This is a genomic window from Saccharospirillum sp. ABV4_185, from assembly GCF_056159245.1.
Genome location: NZ_JBSWUW010000001.1, coordinates 441011 through 465302, shown reverse-complemented (window position 1 = coordinate 465302; position 24292 = coordinate 441011). Strand labels below are relative to the sequence as shown.

Genomic DNA, 24292 nt, shown 5'->3' with positions numbered 1-24292 from the left:
GAAGGTGCAGCTTCCAACAACCTGACGACCAGGTAAAAGGCCAAGGTCCATCCTGGCTCAGATCAGAGCGAGTTCCACAGCGTATTAAAAATGGTCTGCTGAGTGTTGGCGATGGTCGGTGAGTTGATCACCACGGCGGTTGGTAAATCGCCGTGACTTAACGAAATCATCGCTATCTTCGGCGGATAGATGGCGATGTAACTGCCGGCGTGTTCGCTGGAGGCTTCGTCGATCCACTTGCGATCCGCCAACGCTGCTTCTTCACCCCCTTCGCCAATAGCAATCACCCGCACATTGATGCCCAGCTTGACGCGCTGGCGGGTGTAATTCGGAAACGGCCGGTAGAGGTATTTGCGAATCGCCTTGGCTGAGTAGATGCAATAAGACGGGTCTTCCTGTTCGCTGACGGTGGAAAGGATGTCTTTGAGCACCAGTTCGATGCCGTCGTCACCTTCGTAATAATGCACATCGGCGTTGCCGGTTGCCGGTCGCAGATGGCTCAGTTCCGGTATGACTTTTTCATCCAGCAATTCCATGGCTTCGCTGACTTGCTGCTGATGATTCAGCGCCAGCTCTTTCAGTCGCTTCGGCGGCTCGGCGCTGAAATGGCGACGTTTGCCTTTGGGAAAATAACTGACCACGCCTTTTTGTTGCATGCGTTTGAGCAACTCATGGGTGGTGCCACGGTTGATGCCGGCGCGGTCGGCAATGTCGCGAATCGATGCCGGGCCCGACTGCAGCAGCGCTAAATAAATGCGCGTCTCACGTGGTTCCAGGCCAAAGGTACGCAGTACGTCAGCGGTATTCATCAGGCTGTCCTCGGGGCAAATTGAAACACGTCGCTGAGCATGGCGTCGGGGCGAAAGCCGTGTTCAGTCAAAGCGTCGAGCAGGGTGTAGACCATGGCCGGAGAGCCGCAGCAGATCGCCTGGCAGGCTTGCAGATTGTCGTGATCGCCGTGGATGGCGTGTACCAGCATCTGGTGTTTATCGTCCCAGTGGCCCTGTTCGAAAATCAGCGCTGAGGTATGGACGTTGGCGTATTGATCGGCCCAGTTTTCTGCGCGTTCGAGCATATACAACTGGCTCAGCCGGTGGCCGGACCAGTACAGATAGATCGGTCGCCTGGCGCGCTGGGCAAGCAGGTCTTCGAGAATGGATTTGACCTGACTGAAGCCGGTGCCGGAGGCAATTAACAGCAGTGGTCCGGTCTCGGTGGGAAGGTTGCTCAGCCGGGTTTCGCCGCCGGGCGCGGTAAAATCGATGGATTCGGCCTGTTTCAGCCAGTTGATCAGGGCGTCGGCCTGATCGGTTCCGGCCTGAATATGCAGTTCGATGCAGGGGTTCTTGGGGGCCGAGGCGATGGTGTAGTAGAGATCGTTGAAGCCGGGAACCCGTAATTCCAGGTACTGGCCCGCTTCAAACGGGTAATCGTCGAGCGGTTTCAGTTGCACCTGCCAGACGTCGCCGGTTAAGGCTTTAAGGTCGTGGAGGGTGGCGGTGTGCAGCTGGGGATCGGACACAAAAAACGCTCCGTTTGGACAATGTCAATGGACATTATACACAGCCAAACGAAGCGCTGAATCGGGCTTGATTAGATCAGGCAGCGAGTGATTCGCTGTGCTGCAAACCCGGGGCGTGCTGCTCGAGCAATTCCAATGCCACTGGCTGGCTGCCGCGATAGCTGACGCGAATGCGCTGGCCGGGTTGCAGCGCGGAAGCTTGCGGCAGGCTTAGTACCAGGATGTTTTGCACATAGGCTTCACTGGCGTCGAAATCGACCTGGCTGAGCGGCGCCGGACGGCGATAGATATGCCACAGATGCACGATGTCGATCAGCACGATAAAGCCGTTCAGCAAGGCCACCGGCCAAGCTTGAATCATTAAGCCGTAGCTGGCGAAGGTGCCAGCGCCGATCAGGTTGATCCAGCGCAGTTTGCGGATGTCGCCCATCATCAAAGAGATGGCGATTAAAACTGAACCGATGTAGCCGTAAATTTCTAACCACTGCATAAATGAGCTTCCCTACTGTTGTTGATAAACCGTATTACTTGAACAAGCGGTCAGGATTTTAATATTGAGTGCCGGGAAATCAAGATCGGACCGGCATTATTACAGGCCCAGCTTGAGCATCAATTCGTCCACTTTTATGGACACCTGCGGGTCTTTGGCAATGGGGCGACCCCACTCGCGGTCGGTTTCACCCGGCCATTTGTTGGTGGCGTCCATGCCCATCTTGGAGCCGAGGCCGGCCACCGGGCTAGCAAAGTCGAGGTAATCGATGGGGGTGTTGTCGATCAGCACCGTATCGCGCTTGGGGTCCATGCGCGTGGTCATTGCCCAGATAACGTCTTTCCAGTCGCGGGCATCGACGTCGTCGTCTACGACGATCACGTACTTGGTATACATAAACTGCCGCAGGAACGACCAGACGCCCATCATTACCCGCTTGGCGTGACCGGCGTATTGCTTCTTCATGCTGACCACGGCCAGACGGTAGGAACAGCCTTCCGGCGGCAGATAGAAGTCGACGATTTCCGGGAACTGCTTTTGCAAAATCGGCACGAAGACTTCGTTCAGCGCCACACCCAGCACTGCCGGCTCATCCGGCGGACGGCCGGTGTAGGTGGAGTGGTAGATGGGATTAGTGCGATGCGTCATGCGCTCAACGGTGAACACCGGGAAGGTTTCGGTTTCGTTGTAGTAACCGGTGTGATCGCCATAAGGGCCCTCTTCGGCGGTTTCACCCGGGTACAGAAATCCTTCGAGGATGATCTCGGCGCTGGCCGGCACTTTTAAATCGTGAATGCCGCATTTGACCAGTTCGGTGCGGCTGTCACGCAGCAGGCCGGCAAAGGCGTATTCCGACAGCGAATCCGGTACCGGCGTGACCGCGCCAAGGATAGTCGCAGGGTCGGCACCGAGCGCCACGGCAATCGGAAACGGCTCGCCCGGTTTTTCTTGTTGCCAGGCCTGAAAATCGAGCGCGCCGCCACGATGCGACAACCAACGCATAATCAGTTTGTTCTTGCCAATCACCTGCTGGCGATAAATACCCAGGTTCACCCGGCCACCTTGCGGGCCCTGGGTAATCACCAGCGGCCAGGTGACTAGCGGGGCGGCATCTTCGGGCCAGCAGGTCCAGACTGGCAGTTTGCCCAGATCGACATCCGGGCCTTCAAACACTTCTTCCTGGCAGGCGGCTTTGCGCACCGTCTTTGGCGCCATCGACAGTACTTTTTTCAACAGCGGTGCTTTGTCCCAGGCGTCTTTCAAACCCTTGGGCGGATCAGGTTCTTTCAGGTACGACAAGACTTTGCCAATTTCACGCAGGTCCTGCAGCGATTCGGCGCCCATTCCCATGGCCACGCGTTCCGGTGTTCCGAACAGATTGCCGAGCACCGGCATGTCGAAACCAGTCGGGTTTTCGAACAGCAATGCAGGGCCGTTCTTGCGTAACACCCGGTCGCACAGATCGGTCATTTCCAGTTTGGGATCGACCGGCTCAGTAATGCGCAGCAGTTCGCCACGTTGCTCAAGGCCGGTGAGGAAGTCGCGCAGGTCGCGGTATTTCATCGGAAGGTCACTGCTTGGGAAGATGACGGACAATGCTAATGCATTGAGGTGCAAAGCCCAAACCTCTGGCCGGTTCAGGCTTATTTCAGACGTTGCATGACGGGGTGGCTTGGTTTGAGTTGCAGCAGATCCCAAAGGTTGCCGTACAGGTCTTTGAAAACCGCGACGGTGCCGTATTCGACTTCTTTGGGCTCACGTACAAATTCCACACCGCGCTCACGGTAGGTGTGGTAATCACGCCAAAAATCATCGGTGTTTAAAAAGAAGGTGACACGGCCGCCGGTCTGGTTGCCGATATAACTTTCTTGATCTGCATTAGACGCCCGTGCCAGTAATACCGATACGCCTTTCGAGCCTTTCGGCGCAACCGTAACCCAACGTTTGTCCTGCTCTGGCTGGTAGCTGTCTTCGATCAGATCGAAGCCGAGGGTATTGAGGTAGAAATCCAATGCGCGATCGTAATCATCAACGACTAACGCGAAGTGTACGATTTCCTGATTCATGGGGATTCTGGTCGCTATTGCCTAAGCGCTACTGTGTTACGGGTTGGCAATGAAGTCGAGAGGGTTGTGATGGTGCTCGATCAAAGTGCGGTCGAACCATGACTCCGGGGGCCGCCGTAAATACGTCCTTGTAGGCTAGGCGGCAACATCCATGTTGCCGACACCCCCTCCGCCATGGTTCGACCACACTTTGATCAATACGATTGTCGCTGAATTCTGATTTTTAGAACCGCGACTTGCCTCCGATGGAGGTGTGGAGCCCTAGGCCCCATGGACGGGTTTATGCCGACCCCGAGAAACTGGTCCAGTGCTTCATACCGGACCAATGACACAGGTCGGGCTAAAGCTGCTTCGCCTGAATAAACATTGGCTCACGGGTTTTGCCGGCAGCTTCCAGCTCGCGCAGATAGGCCTGCCAGTAGGCTTCAAACTGAACGCCCAGTTCGCGCAGATAGTCCCAATCGTAAAGCCCGGAATCGTGGCCGTCATCGAACACCAGCCGCACCGCGTAACGGCCGGTGGGTTCGATGGCGTTGATGCCAACGCCTTTTTTACCGTGCTGCAACACTGCCTGCCCTGGACCATGACCGCGCACTTCGGCAGAGCGCGAATGCACTCTCAGGTACTCGGCGCTCAGCTCGTGCACCAGGCCGTCCGGCCAGGTGATTTCCAGGACGGTGTCGGCGCGGCGATAGTTGAGGGCAGTGGGTGTCTGGCTCATATCACAGAATAAACCGGCTCAGGTCTTCGTTCTTCGACAGTTCGCCGAGGAATTTTTCCACGTAAGCGGCATCGATGGTGACGCTGTCGCCGCCCATTTCGCTGGCACGGTAGGAGAGGTCTTCAAACAGCCGCTCCATAATGGTGTGCAGGCGACGGGCGCCGATGTTCTCGGTGCTTTCGTTGACCTGATAGGCGGTTTGCGCCAGCGCTTCGATGGCGTCGTCGGCGAACTCGATGGTCAGTCCTTCAGCGCTCATCAAGGCTTTGTACTGCTCGGTGATGCAGTAATCCGGCTCGGTCAGAATGCGTTTGAAATCGTTCGGCGTCAGCGCATCGAGTTCGACGCGAATCGGCAGACGACCCTGCAGTTCCGGGATCAGATCACTGGGTTTGGAGAAGTGGAAGGCGCCGCTGCCGATAAACAGAATGTGATCGGTGCGTACCATGCCGTACTTGGTGCTGACGGTGCTGCCTTCGATCAGCGGCAGCAGATCGCGCTGCACGCCTTCGCGGCTGACTTCGCCGCCGCTGCGCTGATCACTCTTGGCGATCTTGTCGATCTCATCGAGGAAGACGATGCCGCTTTGCTCGACGGCTTTCACCGCTTCCTGCTTCAGTTCGTCTTCATTGACCAGCTTGGCGGCTTCTTCTTCGATCAGTTGCTTGAGCGCGTCCTTCACTTTCAGGGTGCGCTTTTTGGTGTTGCGGTTCTGGCCGCCCATGTTGGCGAACATGTTCTGCAACTGGCTGGTCATTTCTTCCATGCCCGGCGGTGCCATGATTTCCACGCCCATGCTTTGTTGGGCGACTTCGATCTCGATTTCTTTGTCGTCCAGTTCGCCCTGGCGCAGTTTCTTGCGGAAAATCTGCCGGGTATTGCTGTCGGCCTTGGGTTTTTCCACGCCATCGTCACCGAAATTACTGTCGCGTGCCGGCGGCAATAGAATGTCGAGAATGCGATCTTCGGCGGCATCTTCCGCGCGCGGTCGGGCGCTTTGCATGGCCTGTTCGCGGAACATTTTTATCCCGGTTTCGACCAGGTCGCGGACGATGCTTTCGACGTCACGGCCGACGTAACCGACTTCGGTAAACTTGGTCGCTTCAATTTTGATGAAAGGCGCGTTGGCGAGCTTCGCCAGGCGACGGGCGATTTCGGTTTTACCGACACCGGTCGGGCCGATCATCAGAATGTTTTTGGGGGTGATTTCCTCGCGCATGCTCTCGTCGAGTTGCATCCGACGCCAGCGGTTACGCAAAGCAATGGCGACAGCGCGTTTGGCGTTGTCCTGGCCGATGATGAACTTGTCCAGTTCATGGACAATTTCACGGGGAGTCATAATCGACATCAATGAGACCTCAGAGCGATTCGTAGATGGCGTTGTGGTTGGTGAACACACAGATATCGGCGGCGATATCGAGCGCCTTGCGGGTGATTTCTTCGGCACCCATCTCAGTGTTCTCGTGCAAAGCGCGGGCTGCGGCCAGTGCAAAGTTGCCGCCGGAGCCGATGGCGGTGATGCCGTGTTCGGGCTCGACCACATCGCCGTTACCGGAGATCACCAGAGTGGCGTCTTTGTCGGCGACGATGAGCATGGCTTCGAGCCGCCGCAGCGCGCGATCGCTGCGCCATTCTTTGGCCAGCTCGACGGCGGAGCGGGTCAGGTGGCCGCTGTGCTGTTGCAGGTGGCCTTCGAATTTTTCAAAGAGCGTGAAGGCGTCGGCGGTGCTGCCGGCGAACCCGGCGATGACGCGGTCGTTATAAAGGCGGCGAACTTTGCGCGCATTGCCTTTCATGACGGTGTTGCCGAGAGAGACCTGGCCGTCGCCACCGACGACAACAGCGTCATCGCGGCGCACAGAAACAATCGTAGTCATGCGAACTTACCTTGGGTGACTTTAAAAGTTGACGTCAAGAGTTGACTTCAAGCCAGCTAGGTGGGGGCAGGGATAGGATTTCAAAGGGAGAGCGGGTCAAGCTGTGACCTTTGACCCGATTAAAGAGACCCGCTTTCGGTGGTGGTGCTCAGTTGAGGGTGCGCACCATCACCTGATGATTCAGGCCGACCAGAATGTCCTGCGCCTTATTCAGTTGGGAGCGGTCATTGAAGGGGCCGACCATAACGCGATGATAGACACCGCGATCACCCAGGTCCGCTTCGGTCAGGTGGGTGGTGGTCAGACCGTTGATGATCAGTTCGGCGCGCAGACGTTCGGCATCGGAGGCGTCGCTGAATGAGGCCACTTGAATTTCCCAGCGGCGATTGGAGGGTGTCGTCGCCGGTGAAGAACTGCTGCCACTGTTGGCCGATGGTGCCGGCGGCGCAGGAACCGGCACTTCGTCGTCTTTGAGTAATTGATAAAACTCGAAGGCTTCTTCCAGGCTGGGTGTGCGCACCGCGCTTTCACCTTCAACTTCACCGCTGCTGCTGCCATCGCGGGTGGTGGTTTCCGGCAGTGCCTGTTTCAGGCGCTCACGCAGGGCCGTGCCACCGCCGCCTTCGCTCGGTACCTGGCTTAAGTAATACAGGAAGCCGACAAAGGCGACGGACGCGCAGGCGGTAAAGATCCACACCCAGCGCGGCACGCGGGAACGTTCCGGTGGTTCGGGCTGGCGTTTGTTGGCGTAATCTCTGGCCACTTACATTGTCTCCGGGGCGCTGACGCCGAGTAGGTCGAGACCGTTGAACAACACCTGGCTGATGGCAACCGACAAGGCGACACGGCCGTTACGCAGTGATGCCTCTTCGACCAGCATGCGGTTGTTGTTGTAGTAAGCGTGGAACAGCGCCGCCAAGTCTTTCAGATAGGTGGCAATGACGGCTGGTTCCAGACTGTTACCGGCATGTTCCACTACTTCAGGGTAGCGACGCAACTGGGTAATGAGCTCGCGTTCGTCATCCAGTTCCAACTGACTCAACGCTTCGATACCGGCTGCCTGATCGTAATCATGGCCTTGTTCGTTCAGTTTGCGCAGCAGCGCATGAACGCGGGCGTGGGCGTATTGGATGTAGTAAACCGGGTTGTCGCTGCTTTGGCTGCGCGCCAGGTCGATGTCGAAAGTGAGCTGAGAATCGGCACGGCGTGACACCAGGAAATAACGGGTGGCGTCGCGGCCGACTTCGTCGATCAGATCGCGCAGCGTCACATAGCTGCCGGCACGCTTCGACAGTTTTACCTCTTCGCCGCCCTTGGTGACCATCACCATCTGGTGCAGCACATAATCCGGGAAGCCGTCGGGGATGCCTTCGTTTAACGCCTGCAAGCCAGCGCGCACGCGGTTGACGGTGGAGTGGTGGTCGGCGCCCTGTTCGTTGATCACACGCTTGAAGCCGCGCTCAAATTTGTCTTTGTGGTAGGCAACATCGGGCAGGAAGTAGGTGTAGAGACCGTCCTGTTTGCGCATGACGCGGTCTTTATCGTCGCCGAAATCGGTGGTGCGCAGCCACAGCGCGCCATCCTGTTCGTAGGTGTGGCCTTGCTCGATCAACTGCTTGACCGTGGCTTCGACCTTGCCGGTCTCATAGAGCGAGGATTCCAGATAGAACACATCGAACTCGACGCCGAAGGCTTTTAAATCCAGATCCTGTTCGCGGCGCAGATAGGCGACGGCGAAATCGCGGATGGCGGTCAGGTCATCGGCATCGCCGCTGCCAGTTACATGGCGGTCGTCGGCATCGATGGTGGCTTTGTCCATGTAAGCTGTGGCGACGTCGCTGATGTAATCGCCGCGGTAGCCGTCTTCCGGCCAGCCAGCGTCATCCGGGCCAAGACCCTTGGCGCGTGCCTGAACCGACAGCGCCAGGTTCTGAATCTGGGCGCCGGCGTCGTTGTAGTAAAACTCGCGGGTGACTTCCCAGCCATTGGCTTCGAGCACCCGCGACAGTGAATCACCGACCGCTGCACCGCGACCATGGCCAACGTGCAACGGGCCGGTCGGGTTGGCAGAGACAAACTCAACCTGCACCTTTTGCTGCTGACCGTTTTGGTTGCGACCGAAGTCTTTGCCGGCGGCGAGGATGTCTTTGACGATCTCCGCCTGAGATTCGCTGGCTAGATAAAAGTTAATAAAGCCGGGGCCGGCGATTTCGACTTTCTCGATCAGGCTGTTTTCGGGCAAGGCATTGATCACCGCTTCGGCCAGATTGCGCGGTGGCTGCCCGCACGGCTTGGCCAGCGTCAGTGCCAGGTTGGAGGCCAGATCGCCATGGGCTTTGTCTCGGCTGTTGTCGACCATCACGCGCACCGGGTGATCCTGCGGGATCACGCCATCATCTTTCAGCCGCGCTACGGCCTGGTTCAAAAGTTCAACAACCGCGTCTTTCATGGGTCTGGCTACTCCGGATCGAGCGAAGAAAAGGAAAGGGCCGCATTATCCACAAAATGGGGTGTCTCAACCACCGATGCTGCGGCTCGATCAGAGCGTTTCCAGCGGATCGATGTCGAGATGCCAGCTCAATTGGCGCTGCTGGCGGGGGTAATGTCGCACCAAGGGCTCCAGGGCGTTGTGCAATTGGCTGCGCTTATCGCTCTGTACCACCAGCACAAAACGATGCTTGCCCGCGCGGCGTGACAGAATCGCAGGCAGCGGACCGAACACCCGGATGCCGGTTTGCTGCAATAAATAGTCGGCCATTTCCGCCAGCAAGGCTTCGGCCTGTTGCGGATAGGCCGAATCGCTGCGCAGGCAGGCGAGAAAACCGTAGGGCGGCAGGCCAGCCGGTTGGCGTTCGCTGAGCAGCTGGTCACTGAAACGCTGGTAATCCTGTTTCAGCAAGGGCTCGAAAAACGGATGATCCGGGTGCCAGCTTTGCAGCAAGACTTCACCAGCGGCATCGCCACGACCGGCGCGACCAGCGACCTGCACCAGCAATTGACCAGTGCGCTCGCGCGAGCGGAAGTCGGCACTGAACAGCCCGGCATCCAGATCGAGAATGCCGACCAGGGTGACCTTCTCGAAATGGTGCCCCTTGGCCAGCATCTGGGTGCCGACCAGGATCGCAGGTCCGGTTTCGCGGGTGCGTTCCAGTTGCCGATTGAGCGAATCGGCATTGGTGATGGCATCACGATCAAAGCGGATGATCGGCACCTGCGGAAACCATTGTTCCAGCGCTTCTTCGGCACGTTCGGTGCCAGCGCCCAGCGGCATCAGCTCGTGGCTGCCGCAATCCGGGCAGACCGTTTCCGGGCGCGACTGGTAACCGCAATGATGGCAGATCGTCTGGTGACGACCGCGGTGATAGGTCAGCCGCGAATCGCAGAACGGGCAATCGGCCATCCAGCCGCAGGCGCTGCAGAACCAGCTTGGCGCATAGCCGCGTCGATTCAAAAACAGCAACACCTGCTGGCCTTGCTCCAGATGCTCGCCGATGCGAAAGCGCAGGCGTTCGGATATGCCGTGCTCGTGTTGCTGACGGCGCATGTCGATGGTTTCCAGCTGGGGCCGCGAGCGGCCACCAGCGCGTTCATTTAATAAAGCATGACGATAACGACCATTGCGGGCGTTATGCAGCGATTCCAAAGAGGGCGTGGCGGAACCTAAGATCACCGGAATGCCAGCCTGATTGGCGCGAAAAATGGCGACATCGCGAGCGTGATAGCGCAGCGTATCCTGCTGTTTAAAGGACGCATCGTGTTCTTCGTCGATAACGATCAAACCCAGATCGGGCAGGGGCGTGAGTACTGCCGAACGGGTGCCGACCACGATCGCCGCCTCGCCATGTTGTGCGCGCAGCCAGGCGTTGTGGCGTTCTTTATCGGTAAGGCCCGAATGCAGCGCGACCAGTTCATCGGCAAAGCGCTGTTGAAAACGTTCCAGGGTTTGCGGCGTTAAGCCGATTTCCGGCACCAGCACCAGGACCCTTTTGCCGGCGGCCAGCGTACGGGTCATCGCTTGCAGGTAGACTTCGGTTTTGCCGCTGCCGGTGACGCCTTCGAGCAACAGCACATTGAAGGCGTCGTCGCTGAGTTGGTCCAACGCACTTTGTTGGTTAGCATTCAAAGCCAAGGGTTGTTGGCGCAGTTGGCCGCTGGGCTGACGCGGTTCGGTGCTCAGAGCGACTTCGTGCGCCAGACGTTTTTCGACCAGCCCGCGCCAGTGCGCACGGTCGATGCCGTGGCGGCGCAGTTCGGAAGGCGTCGCTGCACCGTGAGTTTGCAGCCAATGCAGCGCTTCACGCTGGCGTTTGCCTTTGAGCTGATCGGCTTCCAGGTGTGCGCCAGCGATGGTCAGTTCCACCCGCGCCTCGGTCACCAGTTCGGCGGCTTCGCCGTTGCGCAGCAAGGCGGGCAGGGCTAATAAGTAGGCGCTGGCCGCGTCGTATAAATAGTAGCGAGACATCCATTGGGCGACCTGGAGCAGGGCCTTGTCGAGTAGAGGTTCAGTATCGAGGACGGCTTCGATGGCTTTGAGTTTATCGAGCTTGTCACCGTCGTCAGCCTCGCGCAGTCCAACGAGGACGCCCAGCACGGTTTTGTTGCGCAGCGGAACCTGGCAACGCGCGCCTATTTCAGGCGTCAGATCATCGGGAATTCGATAGCTGAGAGGGCCGGCAAAAGGGCCGGGAACGACAATATCAGCGATACGTACGGCGGTGGTTGTCAATCGGGAAGACTCTGGTATGATTGCGCTCCCATTTTTGGGGCCTGATGCGCGATCTGTTCGAAATAAGGCCGCAGCATTGTGCCCCGAAGCCGATTCTTACGTCAAAGTTGCGGTGCCCGGCAATAACGACCGGGTGGCGGCACAGCGAGGTGACCCATGAAAGCTGACATCCATCCTAAGTACGAAGAACTGACCGCTACTTGTTCTTGCGGCAACGTTATAAAGACTCATTCTACCCGTGGCGGTGAAATGCACCTTGACGTTTGCTCGGCTTGCCACCCTTTCTACACCGGTAAGCAGAAGATTGTTGACTCCGGCGGCCGTATCGATCGCTTCAAGTCTCGCTTCGGCGCGCGCAGCATCAACAAGTAAGACTGAGTCTGCGTTATCGAAAACCCGGCATCGCCGGGTTTTTTTATGTCCGTTATTTTTCCCGCCTCGACGGCTCCAGCACAGGACACAGCAGACATCCCCTGGAACGCTTGTCGCAGCTGACCTAAGGGGCCGAATCACGCGGTCTGGTCGGGCCTTGCCTGACAGGCAAAACAGTCATGCACGAACAGCGCGGCCGCTGGCTTGAGCGGCTTTAGTGCGTTGTTTATGCTAGCTTCACTTAGTTTCCTAGCCTCCCCCACCCAATAAGAACAGATGGAAGACGGACATGTCGGATGACTTAAAGCGCGACGCGCTTGAATACCACGCCCTGCCAACGCCGGGAAAACTAAGTATCGAGATCACCACGCCGGCGGAAACTTCCCGCCACCTGTCTTTGGCTTACAGTCCGGGCGTTGCCGAACCGGTACGAGCCATTGCCGAAGATCCCGAAGATGCCTTCAAATACACCATGAAGGGCAATCTGGTTGGGGTGATTTCTAACGGTACGGCGATTCTCGGCTTGGGTAACCTGGGGTCTTTGGCCAGTAAGCCGGTGATGGAAGGCAAGGCACTGTTGTTCAAGCGGTTTGCCAATGTTGATGCCATCGACATCGAAGTCGACAGCGAGAATGTTGATGAAATCGTCCGTACGGTGGAACTGATCGCTGAATCCTTTGGCGGCATTAACCTGGAAGACATCAAAGCACCAGAGTGCTTTGAAATTGAGCGTCGTCTGATCGAAAGCTGCAAGATTCCGATCTTCCATGACGACCAGCACGGTACCGCCATTGTCACTGTGGCGGGCATGCTGAACGCCCTGGAAGTGCAAGGTAAATCGCTGACCGAGGCCAAGCTGGTTGTGCTTGGAGCGGGCGCTGCGGCCATTTCCTGCTCGCGTCTGCTGATGTCAGCCGGCATGCCGCTGGAAAATATTCTGATGGTCGACCGTAAAGGGGTGATTCACGCCGGTCGCGACGACCTGAACCAATACAAGGCTGAGTTTGCCAACCCGGTTACCGAAGCCCGCACTCTGGATGACGCCATTGACGGCGCCGATATCTTCCTGGGTTTGTCCGGCCCGGATATGTTGTCCGCCGAGCAACTGAAGAAGATGGCACCCAACCCCATCGTCTTTGCCTGCGCCAATCCTGATCCGGAAATTCGTCCGGAGCTGGCGCTGGCAACGCGCGATGATCTGGTGATGGCCACTGGCCGTTCGGACTATCCGAACCAGGTGAATAATGTCCTCGGCTTCCCGTTCATCTTCCGTGGTGCGCTGGATGTGCGTGCTACGGCGATTAACGAAGCCATGAAGCTGGCGGCGGCTTACGCCATCAAAGATCTGGCGCGTGAAGAAGTATTGCCGGAAGTGGTGGCGGCGTATGGCGGCGAGCAGTGGACCTTTGGTCGTAACTACATCATTCCCAAGCCGATGGATGCGCGTCTGCTTGATCGTGTCGCCGGTGCGGTTGCACGGGCAGCGGTTGAAACTGGCGTAGCGCGGGCGCCATTGCCGGAAAAATATAAAATCTGATCGGTTGTTTGGATAAAAAAAGCCACCCTAGGGTGGCTTTTTTTTTGCGTGGCGGGTGTTCTGTTTAGAACAGCATTTGCGGTGTAATGTTGTCGTCGCCATTACCGGAGTCACTGCCTTCGCCACCAGAGAAATCGATGGTGACGCTTTCACGGCTGTATTCGGTCGGTGCGTTTTCGGCTTTGAATATCTCGAAGATGGCGCCGGCCTGACCCGGCTGTGCCAACAGGCCGGTTTGTGGATCGATACGCACTCGAACAATGCCGACCGGTTGCGACAGGCTGTTGCTCGGCTGACCATCCAGCGCTGTCTTCATATATTCGATCCAGCCTGGCAGTGCTGCGCGACCACCGAATTCGATCTGCCCCAGGCCCATGTTGTTGTCGTAACCAACCCAGGTGGAGGCGACGACATCGCCGTTATAGCCGGTAAACCAGGCATCGACGGCGTCGTTGGTGGTACCGGTTTTGCCGCCCAGATCGTCACGTCCCAGCGCCTGATAAGCTGCCCGACCAGTACCGCGACGCACCACATCCTTGAGCATGGAATCGATCAGGTAGGTGGTTTGTGGGGTCAGTACCTGAGGTGCATAGCGGCGTTCGGCGCGCTGTGGCTGATCTTCGACTTCGCCTTCCAGATCAAGCTCGATCGGCGCGATGTCGACACCGGTAGCGCTGGCGGCTGCGGTATTTTCGTTATCCCAATAGGGTGTTGGCGTTTCCGGACAGCCCCGACAGACAACCGCTGGATTGGATTCAAAAATCACGTTGCCGTTGTTGTCTTCGATGCTGGAGATGAAGTACGGCTCGATGCGATAGCCGCCATTGGCAAAAACGGCATAACCACGTGCCACTTCCAGCGGCGAGGCGACGGTGCTGCCCAGTACCAGCGTCATATCGTTGGCCATTTTGTCGCGATCGAAACCAAAGCGCTCGGCGTAACGGCGCGCGTAATTGACGCCGATGGATTCCAGCACCCGGATGCTCGACAGGTTACGCGACTGATACAGCGCCTGGCGCAAAGGGATTGGCCCCAGGTAGCGGTCGCCGGAGTTGCGTGGGCGCCAGACATCTTCCAAGGCATCATCGGCGCGCACGATGGGTGCGTCGTTGACGATGGTTGCCGGAGTAAAGTCTTTATCCAGGGCGGCGGCATAAACGAAGGGTTTGAAGTTGGAACCCGGTTGGCGGTTGGCCTGGATGGCGCGGTTGTATTTTGACAGCAGGAAATCATAGCCACCGACCAGCGCCAGGATGCCGCCGTCGTTCGGTGACAGTGACACCATGGCGCCCTGAGCGTCCGGGATCTGCGCCAGCTGCCAGCGGCCGTCGACCTGCTCGATACGGATCAGATCGCCCGGCACAGCAATGGAGAAGGGCGTGGTCACCGCAGGTCCGAGCGTATCGACATCAATGCGTTCGCGCGCCCACTCCATGTCGTCCAGCGCCAGCGTCGTGAGTTGGCCATCGCGCGGCAGAATCCACAGGCGGCGGTCTTCGGCACGCACGACGATGGCCGGCGTCAGGCCGCCGAAACGCGGTGTGCCATTGACCACTTCGCGCCAGTAGGCGTAGGCCTCCGGCGGCGTACGGCCAGCGGCGGCAAAATGATTTTCGACGCCGAGATAACCGTGACGCCGGGTGTATTCGCTCAAGGTTTTGCGCAGACCGCGGGTGGCGGCTTCTTGCAGTTTCGAATTCAGGGTGGTGTGGACGGTATAACCATCGCTGTAGGCGGCATCGCCATAGCGTTCGATCATAAAGGCGCGCACCATCTCGGCCAGATAGGCGGCTTCCAGTCCGGGTCCGTTGCCGCGATATTGGGCCGTCAGCGGTTGGCTTATTGCCGCTTCGTAGCTGGCATCGGAGAGATAGTTCATCTCGTGCATGCGGCCCAATACGAAATTGCGCCGGCGTATAGCGCGGTCCGGATTGGCCAGCGGGTTGGCCGCCGATGGCGCTTGATGCAGGCCGGCAATCATCGCCAGTTCTGGCAGGGTCAGATCGTTAATATCCCGACCGTAATAGACATCCGCTGCGGCCTGAATGCCATAAGAGCGGTAACCGAGGAAATGCTTGTTAACGTACAGCTCGAAAATCTGCTGTTTGGTCAGTTCGCGCTCCATTTGGAAGGCGAGCAGAATTTCGGTGAATTTGCGGGTGATGGTTTTGTCGCGAGTCAGGAAGAAATTACGCGCTACCTGCTGAGTCAGGGTTGAGCCGCCGGGGCCGTCGGTCTCGCCGGTCATCAGCACCGTCAGTACGGCACGGGTAAAACCAATCGGGTCCACACCAAAATGTTCTTCGAAGCGACTGTCTTCGACCGCGGTCAGTGCCTGAATAAACTGGGTGGGGATCTGCTCGTAATGCAAGGGGCTGCGGTGTTGTTCACCGAACTCAGCAATCAGCTCGTTATCAGCGCTGAGAATGCGCATCGGTGTCTGCAGGCGTATGTCTCTGAGTGTTTCCACTTCAGGCAGCGTCGGAGACAAATAGAGGTAGACGCTGGCAGAAATGAGAACCAGGGCGCAAATCAGGGCATAGAGCGTCCACAAAATGAATTTGGTGCTTTTGGCCAGAAACTTCATGTTTTCCCAATTAAATGAAAGGGTTAGCAGCATGACGCCTTAACGGCCGGCCATTATAGGGGGAATCGCGTCTTTTTTATACATTGCGAATTGATTTTACGTACGCTGTAATCAAGGCTGTATATGGATATACAACATCTCTAAGTGATTGTTATTGAAAGGATTATCAGTGACAACTCTATTCCGCAAAAAGCCGGCGCCTGTGCTCGGCATTGATATCAGTTCGTCTGCTATTCGCCTGGTTGAGCTAAGTGTTTCCGGTCGTTCACACCGTGTTGAGGCCTATGCCTGCGAGCCTTTGGCCGACGGCATAGTGGTAGAGCGGGCCATTAGAAACCCTGAACAGCTGGGACAGTCGATCGCCCGGCTGGTGCAGCGTTCACGCAGTCGCATTAGGCAGGCAGCGGTGGCGGTGTCCGGCTCATCGGTCATTACCAAGGTGATTGAGGTGGACGACTTACCCACCGATCTCGAACTGGAACAGCTGATTCAGTTGGAGGCGCCGCCGCATATTCCCTATCCGCTGGAAGACGTTGCGCTCGATTTTGATGTCCTGGGCCCGGCGCCTGGTCAACCCGGTCGGTTACAGGTGTTATTGGCCGCCAGCCGGCGCGAGGAGGTTGATGCCCTGGACGATGTGCTCCAGTCGGCCGGACTGGATGCGCAATTGGTGGATGTGGAAACCCTGGCGCTGGAGCGGTCGCTGGCCCTGGTTCGCCATCAGTATGACACTAACCCGGATAAGGCCGTTGCTCTGCTGGATATCAGTCATAACCGCCTGACGCTCAGTGTGTTTAAAGCTCAGCAGACACTTTATCGTCGTGAGCAGTCGCTGAATCGTCGAGAGCAACCGCTGATCGGCGTTACCGAGACGGTGCCATTCTTCAGCGATTCGGAACACGCTGATGGCGATCAGTCGGATCAACCGGACCCTCAACTGCAGCACTTGAGTGAGGCCGTTCAACAGACCCTGCAGTTTTTCTATGCCACCTCGCAATCGGGACCACTGGATGCCGTTCTGCTCGCTGGCGATCACCCGGCACTGGCTGCGTTGGCCGAACCTTTGGCGCAGGCAACGGCGCTACCGACCGTTCTGGTCGACCCGATTTCCAAACTGGAGTGTGCGGCTGCGGTTAATCGCCATCAGTTAAAAGATGACAGCAGCGCGCTCTTGGTTGCCTGCGGTTTGGCATTGAGGAGTTTTGATCATGGCCACCGTTAATTTGCTGCCCTGGCGTGAACGTCAGCGTTATCAACAGCAACGACAGTTTATGCGCAGCCTGTTGCTGGTGGCATTACTGACGCTGGCCGTCTTGTGGCTTTGGCACCGGCAAATCAGTCAGCAAATAGATCATCAACAACAACGTAATGCCTTTTTACAGCAACACCTGGCTGAGTTGGAGCAACGCTATCAAAAACAGCAGCAACAGCTACAGCAGCTCGCTGTACTGACGCAGCAAAAGCGACAACTCGAAGCGGCGCAACGTAACCCGGAAGTTTTTGTTCAGTTGCTGGAAACGCTGGCCCGGGCAGTACCGCAAGACGTCTATCTGACGGCTTTGAAGCAGTCGGGCGAGCGCATCGAAATTGCCGGGCGGGTTGATCAGCCGGCCAGTTTAACGCCCCTGTTGCGCAATCTGGGTGCTTCCACCCTGATATCGGACGCAACTCTGGTGACGCTTGAAACCGATCATGCGCAAACCTCGGCCGCTGACAGTCAGTTCAGATTGGAAGTGCGCAGCATCGACCTGGCACAGGAGAGCGCTGAATGAGACGACAGGGAATGGCGGCTCTGGTTGAGGAAGTGCGGCGCTTCGATTATCAACACCTCAATGTCGATAATCTGGGTTCCTGGCCACGGCTGTTACGGCTGTTGGTGTTGCTGGGTATCGTGGTACTGATGCTGGGCGCTGGCTGGTTTTTGGTGTTGGCTAACCACCAGGAACGACTGGCGCGTGCTGTCTCGAGCGAGGTGCAATTACAGCAGCGATATCGACAGCAACTCGGTCAAACCGACCACCCTGAAGTGCTTGGCGCTGAGCTCGTAACCCTGCAACAGGGCATCGATGCTGCCTTGACGTCATTGCCAAGTCAGCTGGATTTGCCCGAGCTGATTGACGATATCAGTCGAGCGGCGACTGCAGCCGGCCTGATAATCGATCAAATCACCCCCGGTGAAGAACACCAGCAGAGTATTGTCGCTCAAACTCCTATGCGTATCGTGATGCGCGGTGGTTATCATCAACTGGGTGGTTTTATCGCTGCGCTGTCAGCTTTGCCTGGACAGATCAGTCTGCACCAACTGACGATGACCAGTACCCGTGTCAGCGAACAAACAACCGACTTGGCGGGGCCATTGCTTATTACTTTGGAAGCGCGAGCCTATCGCCAGACATCAGCAGGTGAGGAATAATGCGTGCTCTGTTAATGATCGTCTTACTCGCTGCATTGGTATCAGGTTGCGAACGCCAGGCGGCGATGACGGATCTGCAGGCGCTGGTAGCCGAGACTGACGCTCCTGCCTCCGCTAAGCTAACCGCCGCTGCATCCGGGAAGGCCGGACGAAAGATCCAATACGCTGCGCAAGATAAGCGTTCACCTTTTCAAAATCCTCTGACCTCGACACCGCAGCCGCAACTTCTACAACCTTCTGCGGTGACATCGCTTGAACCGGTTGGGCCTTCCGATCAAGCCAAATCAGCGGCCATGAAACTGGATGAGCTGACCATGGTGGGAACCTTGAGCGGTATACAGTCAGCCTCGATTCAAGCCTTGTTTCGTGATGGCGATGGTCATATTCATCGCTTGTCAGTCGGTGATGTGATCGGAGCCAACAGTGCTCGCATCGTCGCGGTTAGCGAAACCCGGGTGGAGCTGTTGGAAAAAGTACCGCAGGAAGACGGTGGCTGGATCGTACAACCACGAACCTTTTTACTGTTGCAGCAAAAACCGTCAGATTTTTAATAACAAAGCATAAGGCAAAAGAAGAGACTCATGATTTTCAGGAAAATACTGCGCTCTATCGCAGCAGCGGCAACTCTGGCAACAATCAGTCTGCAGGCCGAGGCTGTGGCGCTGATCAAACTGGATGTTTCCGCCTTGTCAGCGGGTCGAACTCAGTTGGAAATGACCTTCGATGGCCCCGCGCCAGAACCGGTCGGTTACAGCGTTGAGCGTCCGGCGCGTATCGCTTTGGATTTTGCCGGCACCGAAAACCGATTGCAGCAAAAGCGCTTTCCCATCGGTAGCGGGAATTTACGCAATGCGGTAGTGGTGTCGACCGCCGATCGCACCCGACTGGTGCTCAGTATGGCAACGTTGATGCCCTACGACACGACGGTTTCGGGTCGGCGTGTTCGAATTGTTGTTGGCCCTGGCGTGCAACAAAGTCGGTTGAACGATTCAATGCCGCCGCTCGAAGATGTGGTTAATCCGCACTCTGCGAAAGTCAGCTATTCGTCGGCGTCGCCGACCTCGGCCGAACCCGCGCCGAGCTTGTTGACTGCCCACTGGCTCGGCGACAAGCAATTGCAACTGAAGCTGTCGAATGATCGGGCCCAGGCAAGGATTTACCAGAGTGGTCATAGCGTGCAGCTGCGTCTGGCCCAGTATCGAGTATCGCCGGCCGTGGCTCAGCATTGGGACGCCCTGGCGTTGCCATCTGCGGTTCAGTCGATGGATGTGTTTCAGGATGACGACGATGCGGTCATCCAGCTGCAGTTGTCGCGTCAACTTGAACTAGAGGCTTATCAGGTAGCCGGTGTGTTGACTCTCGCCTTGCAACCGGAAACCACTATTGCCAGTGCGCTGGAAGCCTCCACTGCGGTCGATGACGACAGCCGGCTGAGCATGAACCTCCAGGATGTTGAGGTGCGCTTTGCGCTGCAGCAGATCGCTGACTATGTCGGCTTGAATCTGGTCGCCGCCGATTCGGTGCAGGGCAGGATGACGTTGCGGTTGCAGGAAGTACCCTGGCAGGAAGCTCTCGACCTGGTGCTGCGCAGCAAAAACCTCGACAAACGTCTGAACGGTAATGTGCTCTTGGTTGCGCCGGCCCAGGAACTGGCCGAGCAGGAACAGTTGGCATTGGAAAATCAACAACGAGCCGAGCAGTTGGCGCCGCTGCAAACCGACTTTATTCAGGTTAACTACGCCAAGGCTGACGATATTCTGGGCATACTGAATAACCCGTCCGATAGCGAGGAAGGTGCTGTTAATAAGACCAGTCTGGGTTTTTTGTCTGAACGCGGCGCTGTGTCCATCGATACCCGCACCAATACGTTGATCATCCGCGATACAGCGGACAACCTGGCCGATATTCGTCGCGCGGTGGAACACTTTGATGTGCCGGTGCGCCAGGTGCTGATCGAAGCTCGTATTGTTGCAGCTCGCACTTCGGTAGGTGAGCAATTCGGCGTTCGCTGGGGTGGCAACATCAACAGCGGCGGCAGTTCCCCGCTGGTGGCGTCCGGGTCAGTGGAGTCAACATCCAGCATCGGCAGCGCCTTGCACAACTCCGGCGGTACCTCTTATGAACAGGTATATCCCGATGCGTTGGTGGTCGATTTGCCGGTGGTCAATCCGAGCGCAACCTCCTTCGCCATCGGCGTTGCTGCCTTTGATTATGCGTTGGATCTGGAGCTGTCTGCACTGGAAACCCGAGGCTCGGCCGAAGTGATATCGCAACCTCGAGTGGTGACCTCCAACGGCCAGGAAGCCTTTATCAATTCCGGCCAGACCATCGCCTTTGATGGTGCTGAAGGCGGCACCACCTTTGTCGATGCTGGCTTGTCGTTGCGTGTTACGCCCCAGATCACACCCGACAGTCATGTCGTTCTCGATCTGGTCGTGACTCAGGATTCGTTGGCCGCCGGTGGCGGTGCCATCGACACCAATTCGGTGACCACTCAGGTATTGGTCAACGATGGCGAAACCCTGGTGCTGGGTGGTGTTTATCGAACCGAGACGGTGACTACGGTGGAAAAGACACCCTGGCTGGGCGATCTGCCCGTCCTCGGTCGCTTGTTCCGTCGCACTTCTGAGGCGGAAGAGAAAACTGAGATGCTGGTCTTTATTACGCCCAGTCTGGTTGCCGATTACATCGCCGCAAACTGACGCCCTCCTAATCGTACCTTTCTTTCCTGCACCCATTCATGCGGCGCTGAACCGTTACCTGTCTGCCGGACAGTGATAAACTGGCGCGATGAATCACACTTCCATTATTCTCATTGGTCCTATGGGATCGGGTAAAAGTACCATCGGTCGATTATTGTCGACGCGCCTGGGGCTGCCCTTTATCGATTCCGATCGCGAAATCGAAGCCCGTTCCGGCGCCGATATTCCGTGGATTTTTGATCTTGAAGGCGAGTCCGGTTTTCGTGACCGTGAGACTGCGGTGCTGGCAGAATTGGTCGACGAGGGTCGTCAGGTGATCGCTACCGGCGGTGGCGCTATCATTCGTCCGGAAAACCGCGAACTGCTGAAAACCAAAGGACAGGTGGTCTATCTTAAAACCTCGGTGGAGCAACAATTGGTGCGCACCGCCAAGGATCGCAACCGGCCGCTGCTGAACGGTCCGGACCCGGAAGGGACCTTGCGTCGCCTGGCCAGTGAACGGCGTCCTTTTTATGAAGCGACCGCTCATCTGACCATTGACACCAATGGCCAATCGCCCCGGGCAGTGGTCCGGGAAATCATCAAACAATTAAAATTGAAGCGTTGAATCATGCAACTGAGTGTCGATCTGGGTGATCGTTCCTATCCCATCATAATTGAATCTGGAATTCTCGCCGACGCCAAAGCCTGGCAGTCTTTAGTCAAGCACCACGAAGTGTTGATTGTTACCAACGAAACCGTGGCGCCACTGTATTTGGACGCGTTGCTGGCAACCCTGGAAGCTCCGGGTCGGCGCTTGGAAAGTCTGGTATTGCCGGACGGTGAAGCGCACAAAAATGCCGACACTCTTGGCCTGATCTACGACGCTTTGCTGGAGCGACGCTTCTCACGCAAGGCGGTTCTGGTAGCCCTTGGCGGAGGCGTTATTGGTGATCTGACCGGCTATGCGGCGGCCACCTATCAAAGAGGCATCGACTTTGTTCAGGTGCCAACCACACTGTTATCGCAGGTCGATTCCTCGGTCGGCGGCAAAACCGGCATCAATCATCCATTGGGCAAAAATATGATCGGCGCCTTTAAACAGCCGATCGCGGTGATGATCGATCCGCAGGTGATTAATACCTTGCCTGAGCGCGAATTATCCGCCGGTCTGGCCGAAGTGATTAAATACGGCCTGATCTATGATGCCGACTTCTTTGTCTGGCTCGAACAGCACCTGGATGAATTGCTGGCGCAAGAACCCGAAGCCCTGGTTCAGGCCATCGCTCGTTCTTGTGAGCTTAAAGCCGAGGTGGTCGCAGCGGATGAAACCGAGCAAGGCATTCGCGCTATTTTGAATCTGGGGCACACCTTCGGCCATGCCATCGAAGCCGAACAAGGTTACGGCGCTTGGCTGCATGGTGAGGCGGTCGGTGCCGGCATGGTCATGGCGTGTGATCTGTCGCGGCGTTTGGGCTGGATTGATGAATCGGTTTTTGATCGCGCCCGCACCCTGATCGAACGCGCACGCTTGCCGGTGGCGCCACCGTCGACGATGAGCGCCGATGATTTTATGAATCAGATGAGTCGCGATAAGAAAGTCGAATCCGGCCAGTTGCGTTTGGTATTGTTGCAGGCGCTGGGTCGGGCTGTGGTCACCGCAGACTTCGATGCCAACCAGTTACAGGCGTGTCTGACGGCACGCTTTTGATGCTGCGACCTTGACGAACTCAGTCGCTTGGTCCAAAGCTAATTCAGCGATTGAGATCGGTACTGTTGTTATCGTAACTCTCGTTATCGTTACTCTTTATCGTTAAAACGGAATTCATTCGTCCAGGTGGATGTTATGCAAGACTTTACTGACCAGACCCAGCGCATGCTCGATTACTACGGCCTTTACCAGGATCCTTTCGGTGAACTGGTGGATGCTTCGGTATTCAGCGGCGCTGGTGAACGGTTGGAGTTGGCCGAGCATATACGTCATCTGTTGAGCTTCAGCCCCCAGGATTGTTTATTGATGGCGCCCACCGGTGGCGGCAAGCGCGCCATTTCCCATCAGGTGATTCGCTTGCTGGATGACGACTGGCGCATTGCCTGGATCGACGGCGGCGAGATCGATCGCCTCGACGGCGCCAGCCGCGAACTCATTGGTCAGTTGGGGCTGGGACTGAAAACCGACGGCGATACCGCCAGCCTCTATCGCAATATGGCCGACGCCATTGCGCAGCGCACGGAAGATGGCGAAAACTTTCTGTTGATTGTTCAGCAAGCGGACTTGCTGCCAGCCGATGTACAAACCTGGCTGCAGTCGATGCGCACTCTGGCGCCGCGTACCGAAAGTCGTCTGCGGCAGCTGTGGTTAGCCAGCTCGGCCACCGCAATCGCCCAATCCGATAACGACGATCACTGGTATCGCCTGGTGCTGGAACCTTTAAGCGGTGCCGATGCTGTGGTTTACCTTAATGATCGCTTTGCCGCGTCCGGTCAACCCAATGGCACGCCCATCGGCGACAACGATGTTGCCCGGCTCAATGATCTGGCCGGTGGTTTGCCCGGTGAACTGAACCAGGTGGTGCGCGATTACCTGATCGCCGGCACCTTTAAAACCACCGAGCGCAAGCAGGGTTTTCCGCTGACGCATGTGTTGGCTGGCGCGGGTGTGGTAACGCTGATCGTTTTGACGGTGCTCTACTCTAACCAGGGTGGTTCGCCGGATGAGGCCAACGATGCCGTGGAACTGGCGGAAATCGAGCCGCTGACGCCAGAAGCCGAGGAGCCGCTGGAATCTGAAGTTCAGCAACGCCTGGCCGATGCCGTCGCCCGGGTGGAGGCGCGTCGCCAGGAAGCCGCAGCCGCCGAAGCGGCCGCTCAGGCAGAAGCCGACGCGGCAGCGAACGAAGTGACGCCGTCCCCAGAGCCACAACCTGAACCGGTACCACCAAGCGCACCTGAACCACAGGCGGCATCCCAGCCTGCCCCCACTCCGGCCGCGTCACCCACTCCGGCCACGTCACAGAGTTTGCTGGCCAGCGCTGCCGATAATGAATACACCCTGCAGTTAGTCGGGGTGCGCAATCGCGCTTCAGTCGAGGCCATCCTGGCGGAACTGGATAATGCCGAGCGTTACGACATCGTCACTTCCAGCTATCAGGGCCGCCCCTGGTATGTGCTGATTCACGGCCGTTATGCCGGGCCATCCGCAGCCCGTGCCGACATCGCCAGGTTGCCCGCCCGTTTTCGCGATCAGGAGCCTTGGGCGCGGACTTTTGGCAGTCTGCGTAACAACTGAGATGAGCGAAA

The 24292-nt window shown here is 57.4% G+C and carries 22 protein-coding genes; 10 read left to right on the top strand and 12 right to left on the bottom strand.

Features of this window, described 5'->3' with window-relative positions:
* Window positions 1–62: 62 nt before the first annotated feature.
* The 11 genes from ACXAE6_RS02090 to ACXAE6_RS02040 form a co-directional block, all read right to left on the bottom strand.
* Window positions 63–809, bottom strand: coding sequence for a TrmB family transcriptional regulator (locus ACXAE6_RS02090; RefSeq protein WP_475143855.1), 747 nt, complete (start codon window positions 807–809; stop codon window positions 63–65).
* Window positions 809–1522, bottom strand: a complete 714-nt coding sequence (locus tag ACXAE6_RS02085) for a ferredoxin reductase domain-containing protein (RefSeq protein WP_475143853.1) — start codon at window positions 1520–1522, stop codon at window positions 809–811. The genes ACXAE6_RS02090 and ACXAE6_RS02085 overlap by 1 nt, the downstream gene beginning before the upstream one ends.
* A 76-nt stretch (window positions 1523–1598) precedes the next feature.
* Window positions 1599–2012 carry a hypothetical protein gene (locus ACXAE6_RS02080; RefSeq protein WP_475143851.1) on the bottom strand — a complete coding sequence of 138 codons (414 nt, stop codon included), beginning with the start codon at window positions 2010–2012 and terminating at the stop codon, window positions 1599–1601.
* A gap of 99 nt (window positions 2013–2111) precedes the next feature.
* On the bottom strand, window positions 2112–3575 hold the full coding sequence (gene ubiD / locus ACXAE6_RS02075; protein WP_475143849.1) for a 4-hydroxy-3-polyprenylbenzoate decarboxylase: 1464 nt from the start codon (window positions 3573–3575) through the stop codon (window positions 2112–2114).
* Window positions 3576–3655: 80 nt separating this feature from the next.
* Window positions 3656–4078: a VOC family protein gene (locus ACXAE6_RS02070; RefSeq protein ID WP_475143847.1), complete on the bottom strand. Its 423-nt coding sequence runs from the start codon at window positions 4076–4078 to the stop codon at window positions 3656–3658.
* 340 nt (window positions 4079–4418) lie between these two features.
* Window positions 4419–4799 carry a gamma-butyrobetaine hydroxylase family protein gene (locus ACXAE6_RS02065; protein ID WP_475143845.1) on the bottom strand — a complete coding sequence of 127 codons (381 nt, stop codon included), beginning with the start codon at window positions 4797–4799 and terminating at the stop codon, window positions 4419–4421.
* 1 nt (window position 4800) lies between these two features.
* Entirely contained in the window at window positions 4801–6147 is a 1347-nt protein-coding gene (gene hslU / locus ACXAE6_RS02060; RefSeq protein WP_475143843.1) for an ATP-dependent protease ATPase subunit HslU, read from the bottom strand.
* Window positions 6148–6157: 10 nt separating this feature from the next.
* Complete coding sequence (hslV, locus tag ACXAE6_RS02055; RefSeq protein WP_108164233.1) at window positions 6158–6676, bottom strand: ATP-dependent protease subunit HslV; 519 nt, start codon at window positions 6674–6676, stop codon at window positions 6158–6160.
* A gap of 148 nt (window positions 6677–6824) precedes the next feature.
* Window positions 6825–7439 (bottom strand): SPOR domain-containing protein, encoded by a 615-nt coding sequence (locus ACXAE6_RS02050; protein WP_475143841.1) that lies wholly within the window; start codon window positions 7437–7439, stop codon window positions 6825–6827.
* A complete protein-coding gene (argS, locus tag ACXAE6_RS02045) occupies window positions 7440–9125 on the bottom strand; it encodes an arginine--tRNA ligase (protein WP_475143839.1) in 1686 nt (561 codons plus the stop codon).
* Between the two features lie 90 nt (window positions 9126–9215).
* Complete coding sequence (locus ACXAE6_RS02040; RefSeq protein ID WP_475143837.1) at window positions 9216–11402, bottom strand: primosomal protein N'; 2187 nt, start codon at window positions 11400–11402, stop codon at window positions 9216–9218.
* Between the two features lie 156 nt (window positions 11403–11558).
* Between ACXAE6_RS02040 and rpmE the strand changes: the two genes are divergently transcribed.
* Window positions 11559–11774, top strand: a complete 216-nt coding sequence (rpmE, locus tag ACXAE6_RS02035; protein ID WP_392799510.1) for a 50S ribosomal protein L31 — start codon at window positions 11559–11561, stop codon at window positions 11772–11774.
* A gap of 289 nt (window positions 11775–12063) precedes the next feature.
* Window positions 12064–13311, top strand: coding sequence for a malic enzyme-like NAD(P)-binding protein (locus ACXAE6_RS02030; RefSeq protein ID WP_475143835.1), 1248 nt, complete (start codon window positions 12064–12066; stop codon window positions 13309–13311).
* A 64-nt stretch (window positions 13312–13375) separates the two neighbouring features.
* Here ACXAE6_RS02030 and ACXAE6_RS02025 read toward each other — a convergent pair whose 3' ends face one another.
* On the bottom strand, window positions 13376–15898 hold the full coding sequence (locus tag ACXAE6_RS02025; protein ID WP_475143833.1) for a penicillin-binding protein 1A: 2523 nt from the start codon (window positions 15896–15898) through the stop codon (window positions 13376–13378).
* A 169-nt stretch (window positions 15899–16067) separates the two neighbouring features.
* Here ACXAE6_RS02025 and pilM point away from each other — a divergent pair, with 169 nt between their 5' ends.
* The 8 genes from pilM (at window position 16068) to ACXAE6_RS01985 (ending at window position 24281) form a co-directional block, all read left to right on the top strand.
* Complete coding sequence (pilM, locus tag ACXAE6_RS02020) at window positions 16068–17120, top strand: type IV pilus biogenesis protein PilM (RefSeq protein ID WP_475143831.1); 1053 nt, start codon at window positions 16068–16070, stop codon at window positions 17118–17120.
* Window positions 17107–17670 carry a PilN domain-containing protein gene (locus tag ACXAE6_RS02015; protein ID WP_475143829.1) on the top strand — a complete coding sequence of 188 codons (564 nt, stop codon included), beginning with the start codon at window positions 17107–17109 and terminating at the stop codon, window positions 17668–17670. Before pilM ends, ACXAE6_RS02015 begins: the two co-directional genes overlap by 14 nt.
* Window positions 17667–18311, top strand: a complete 645-nt coding sequence (locus tag ACXAE6_RS02010) for a type IV pilus inner membrane component PilO (RefSeq protein WP_475143828.1) — start codon at window positions 17667–17669, stop codon at window positions 18309–18311. The genes ACXAE6_RS02015 and ACXAE6_RS02010 overlap by 4 nt, the downstream gene beginning before the upstream one ends.
* A 65-nt stretch (window positions 18312–18376) precedes the next feature.
* The gene (locus tag ACXAE6_RS02005; RefSeq protein WP_475143826.1) at window positions 18377–18862 is read left to right on the top strand and encodes a pilus assembly protein PilP; all 486 of its coding nucleotides are present in this window, start codon (window positions 18377–18379) and stop codon (window positions 18860–18862) included.
* Between the two features lie 30 nt (window positions 18863–18892).
* Window positions 18893–21013 carry a type IV pilus secretin PilQ gene (locus ACXAE6_RS02000; RefSeq protein WP_475143824.1) on the top strand — a complete coding sequence of 707 codons (2121 nt, stop codon included), beginning with the start codon at window positions 18893–18895 and terminating at the stop codon, window positions 21011–21013.
* 88 nt (window positions 21014–21101) lie between these two features.
* Window positions 21102–21620 (top strand): shikimate kinase AroK, encoded by a 519-nt coding sequence (aroK, locus tag ACXAE6_RS01995; protein WP_392799530.1) that lies wholly within the window; start codon window positions 21102–21104, stop codon window positions 21618–21620.
* A complete protein-coding gene (gene aroB, locus ACXAE6_RS01990; protein ID WP_475151691.1) occupies window positions 21621–22703 on the top strand; it encodes a 3-dehydroquinate synthase in 1083 nt (360 codons plus the stop codon). It abuts the gene before it with no gap.
* 135 nt (window positions 22704–22838) lie between these two features.
* Window positions 22839–24281, top strand: a complete 1443-nt coding sequence (locus tag ACXAE6_RS01985; RefSeq protein WP_475143821.1) for an SPOR domain-containing protein — start codon at window positions 22839–22841, stop codon at window positions 24279–24281.
* Window positions 24282–24292: the final 11 nt, after the last annotated feature.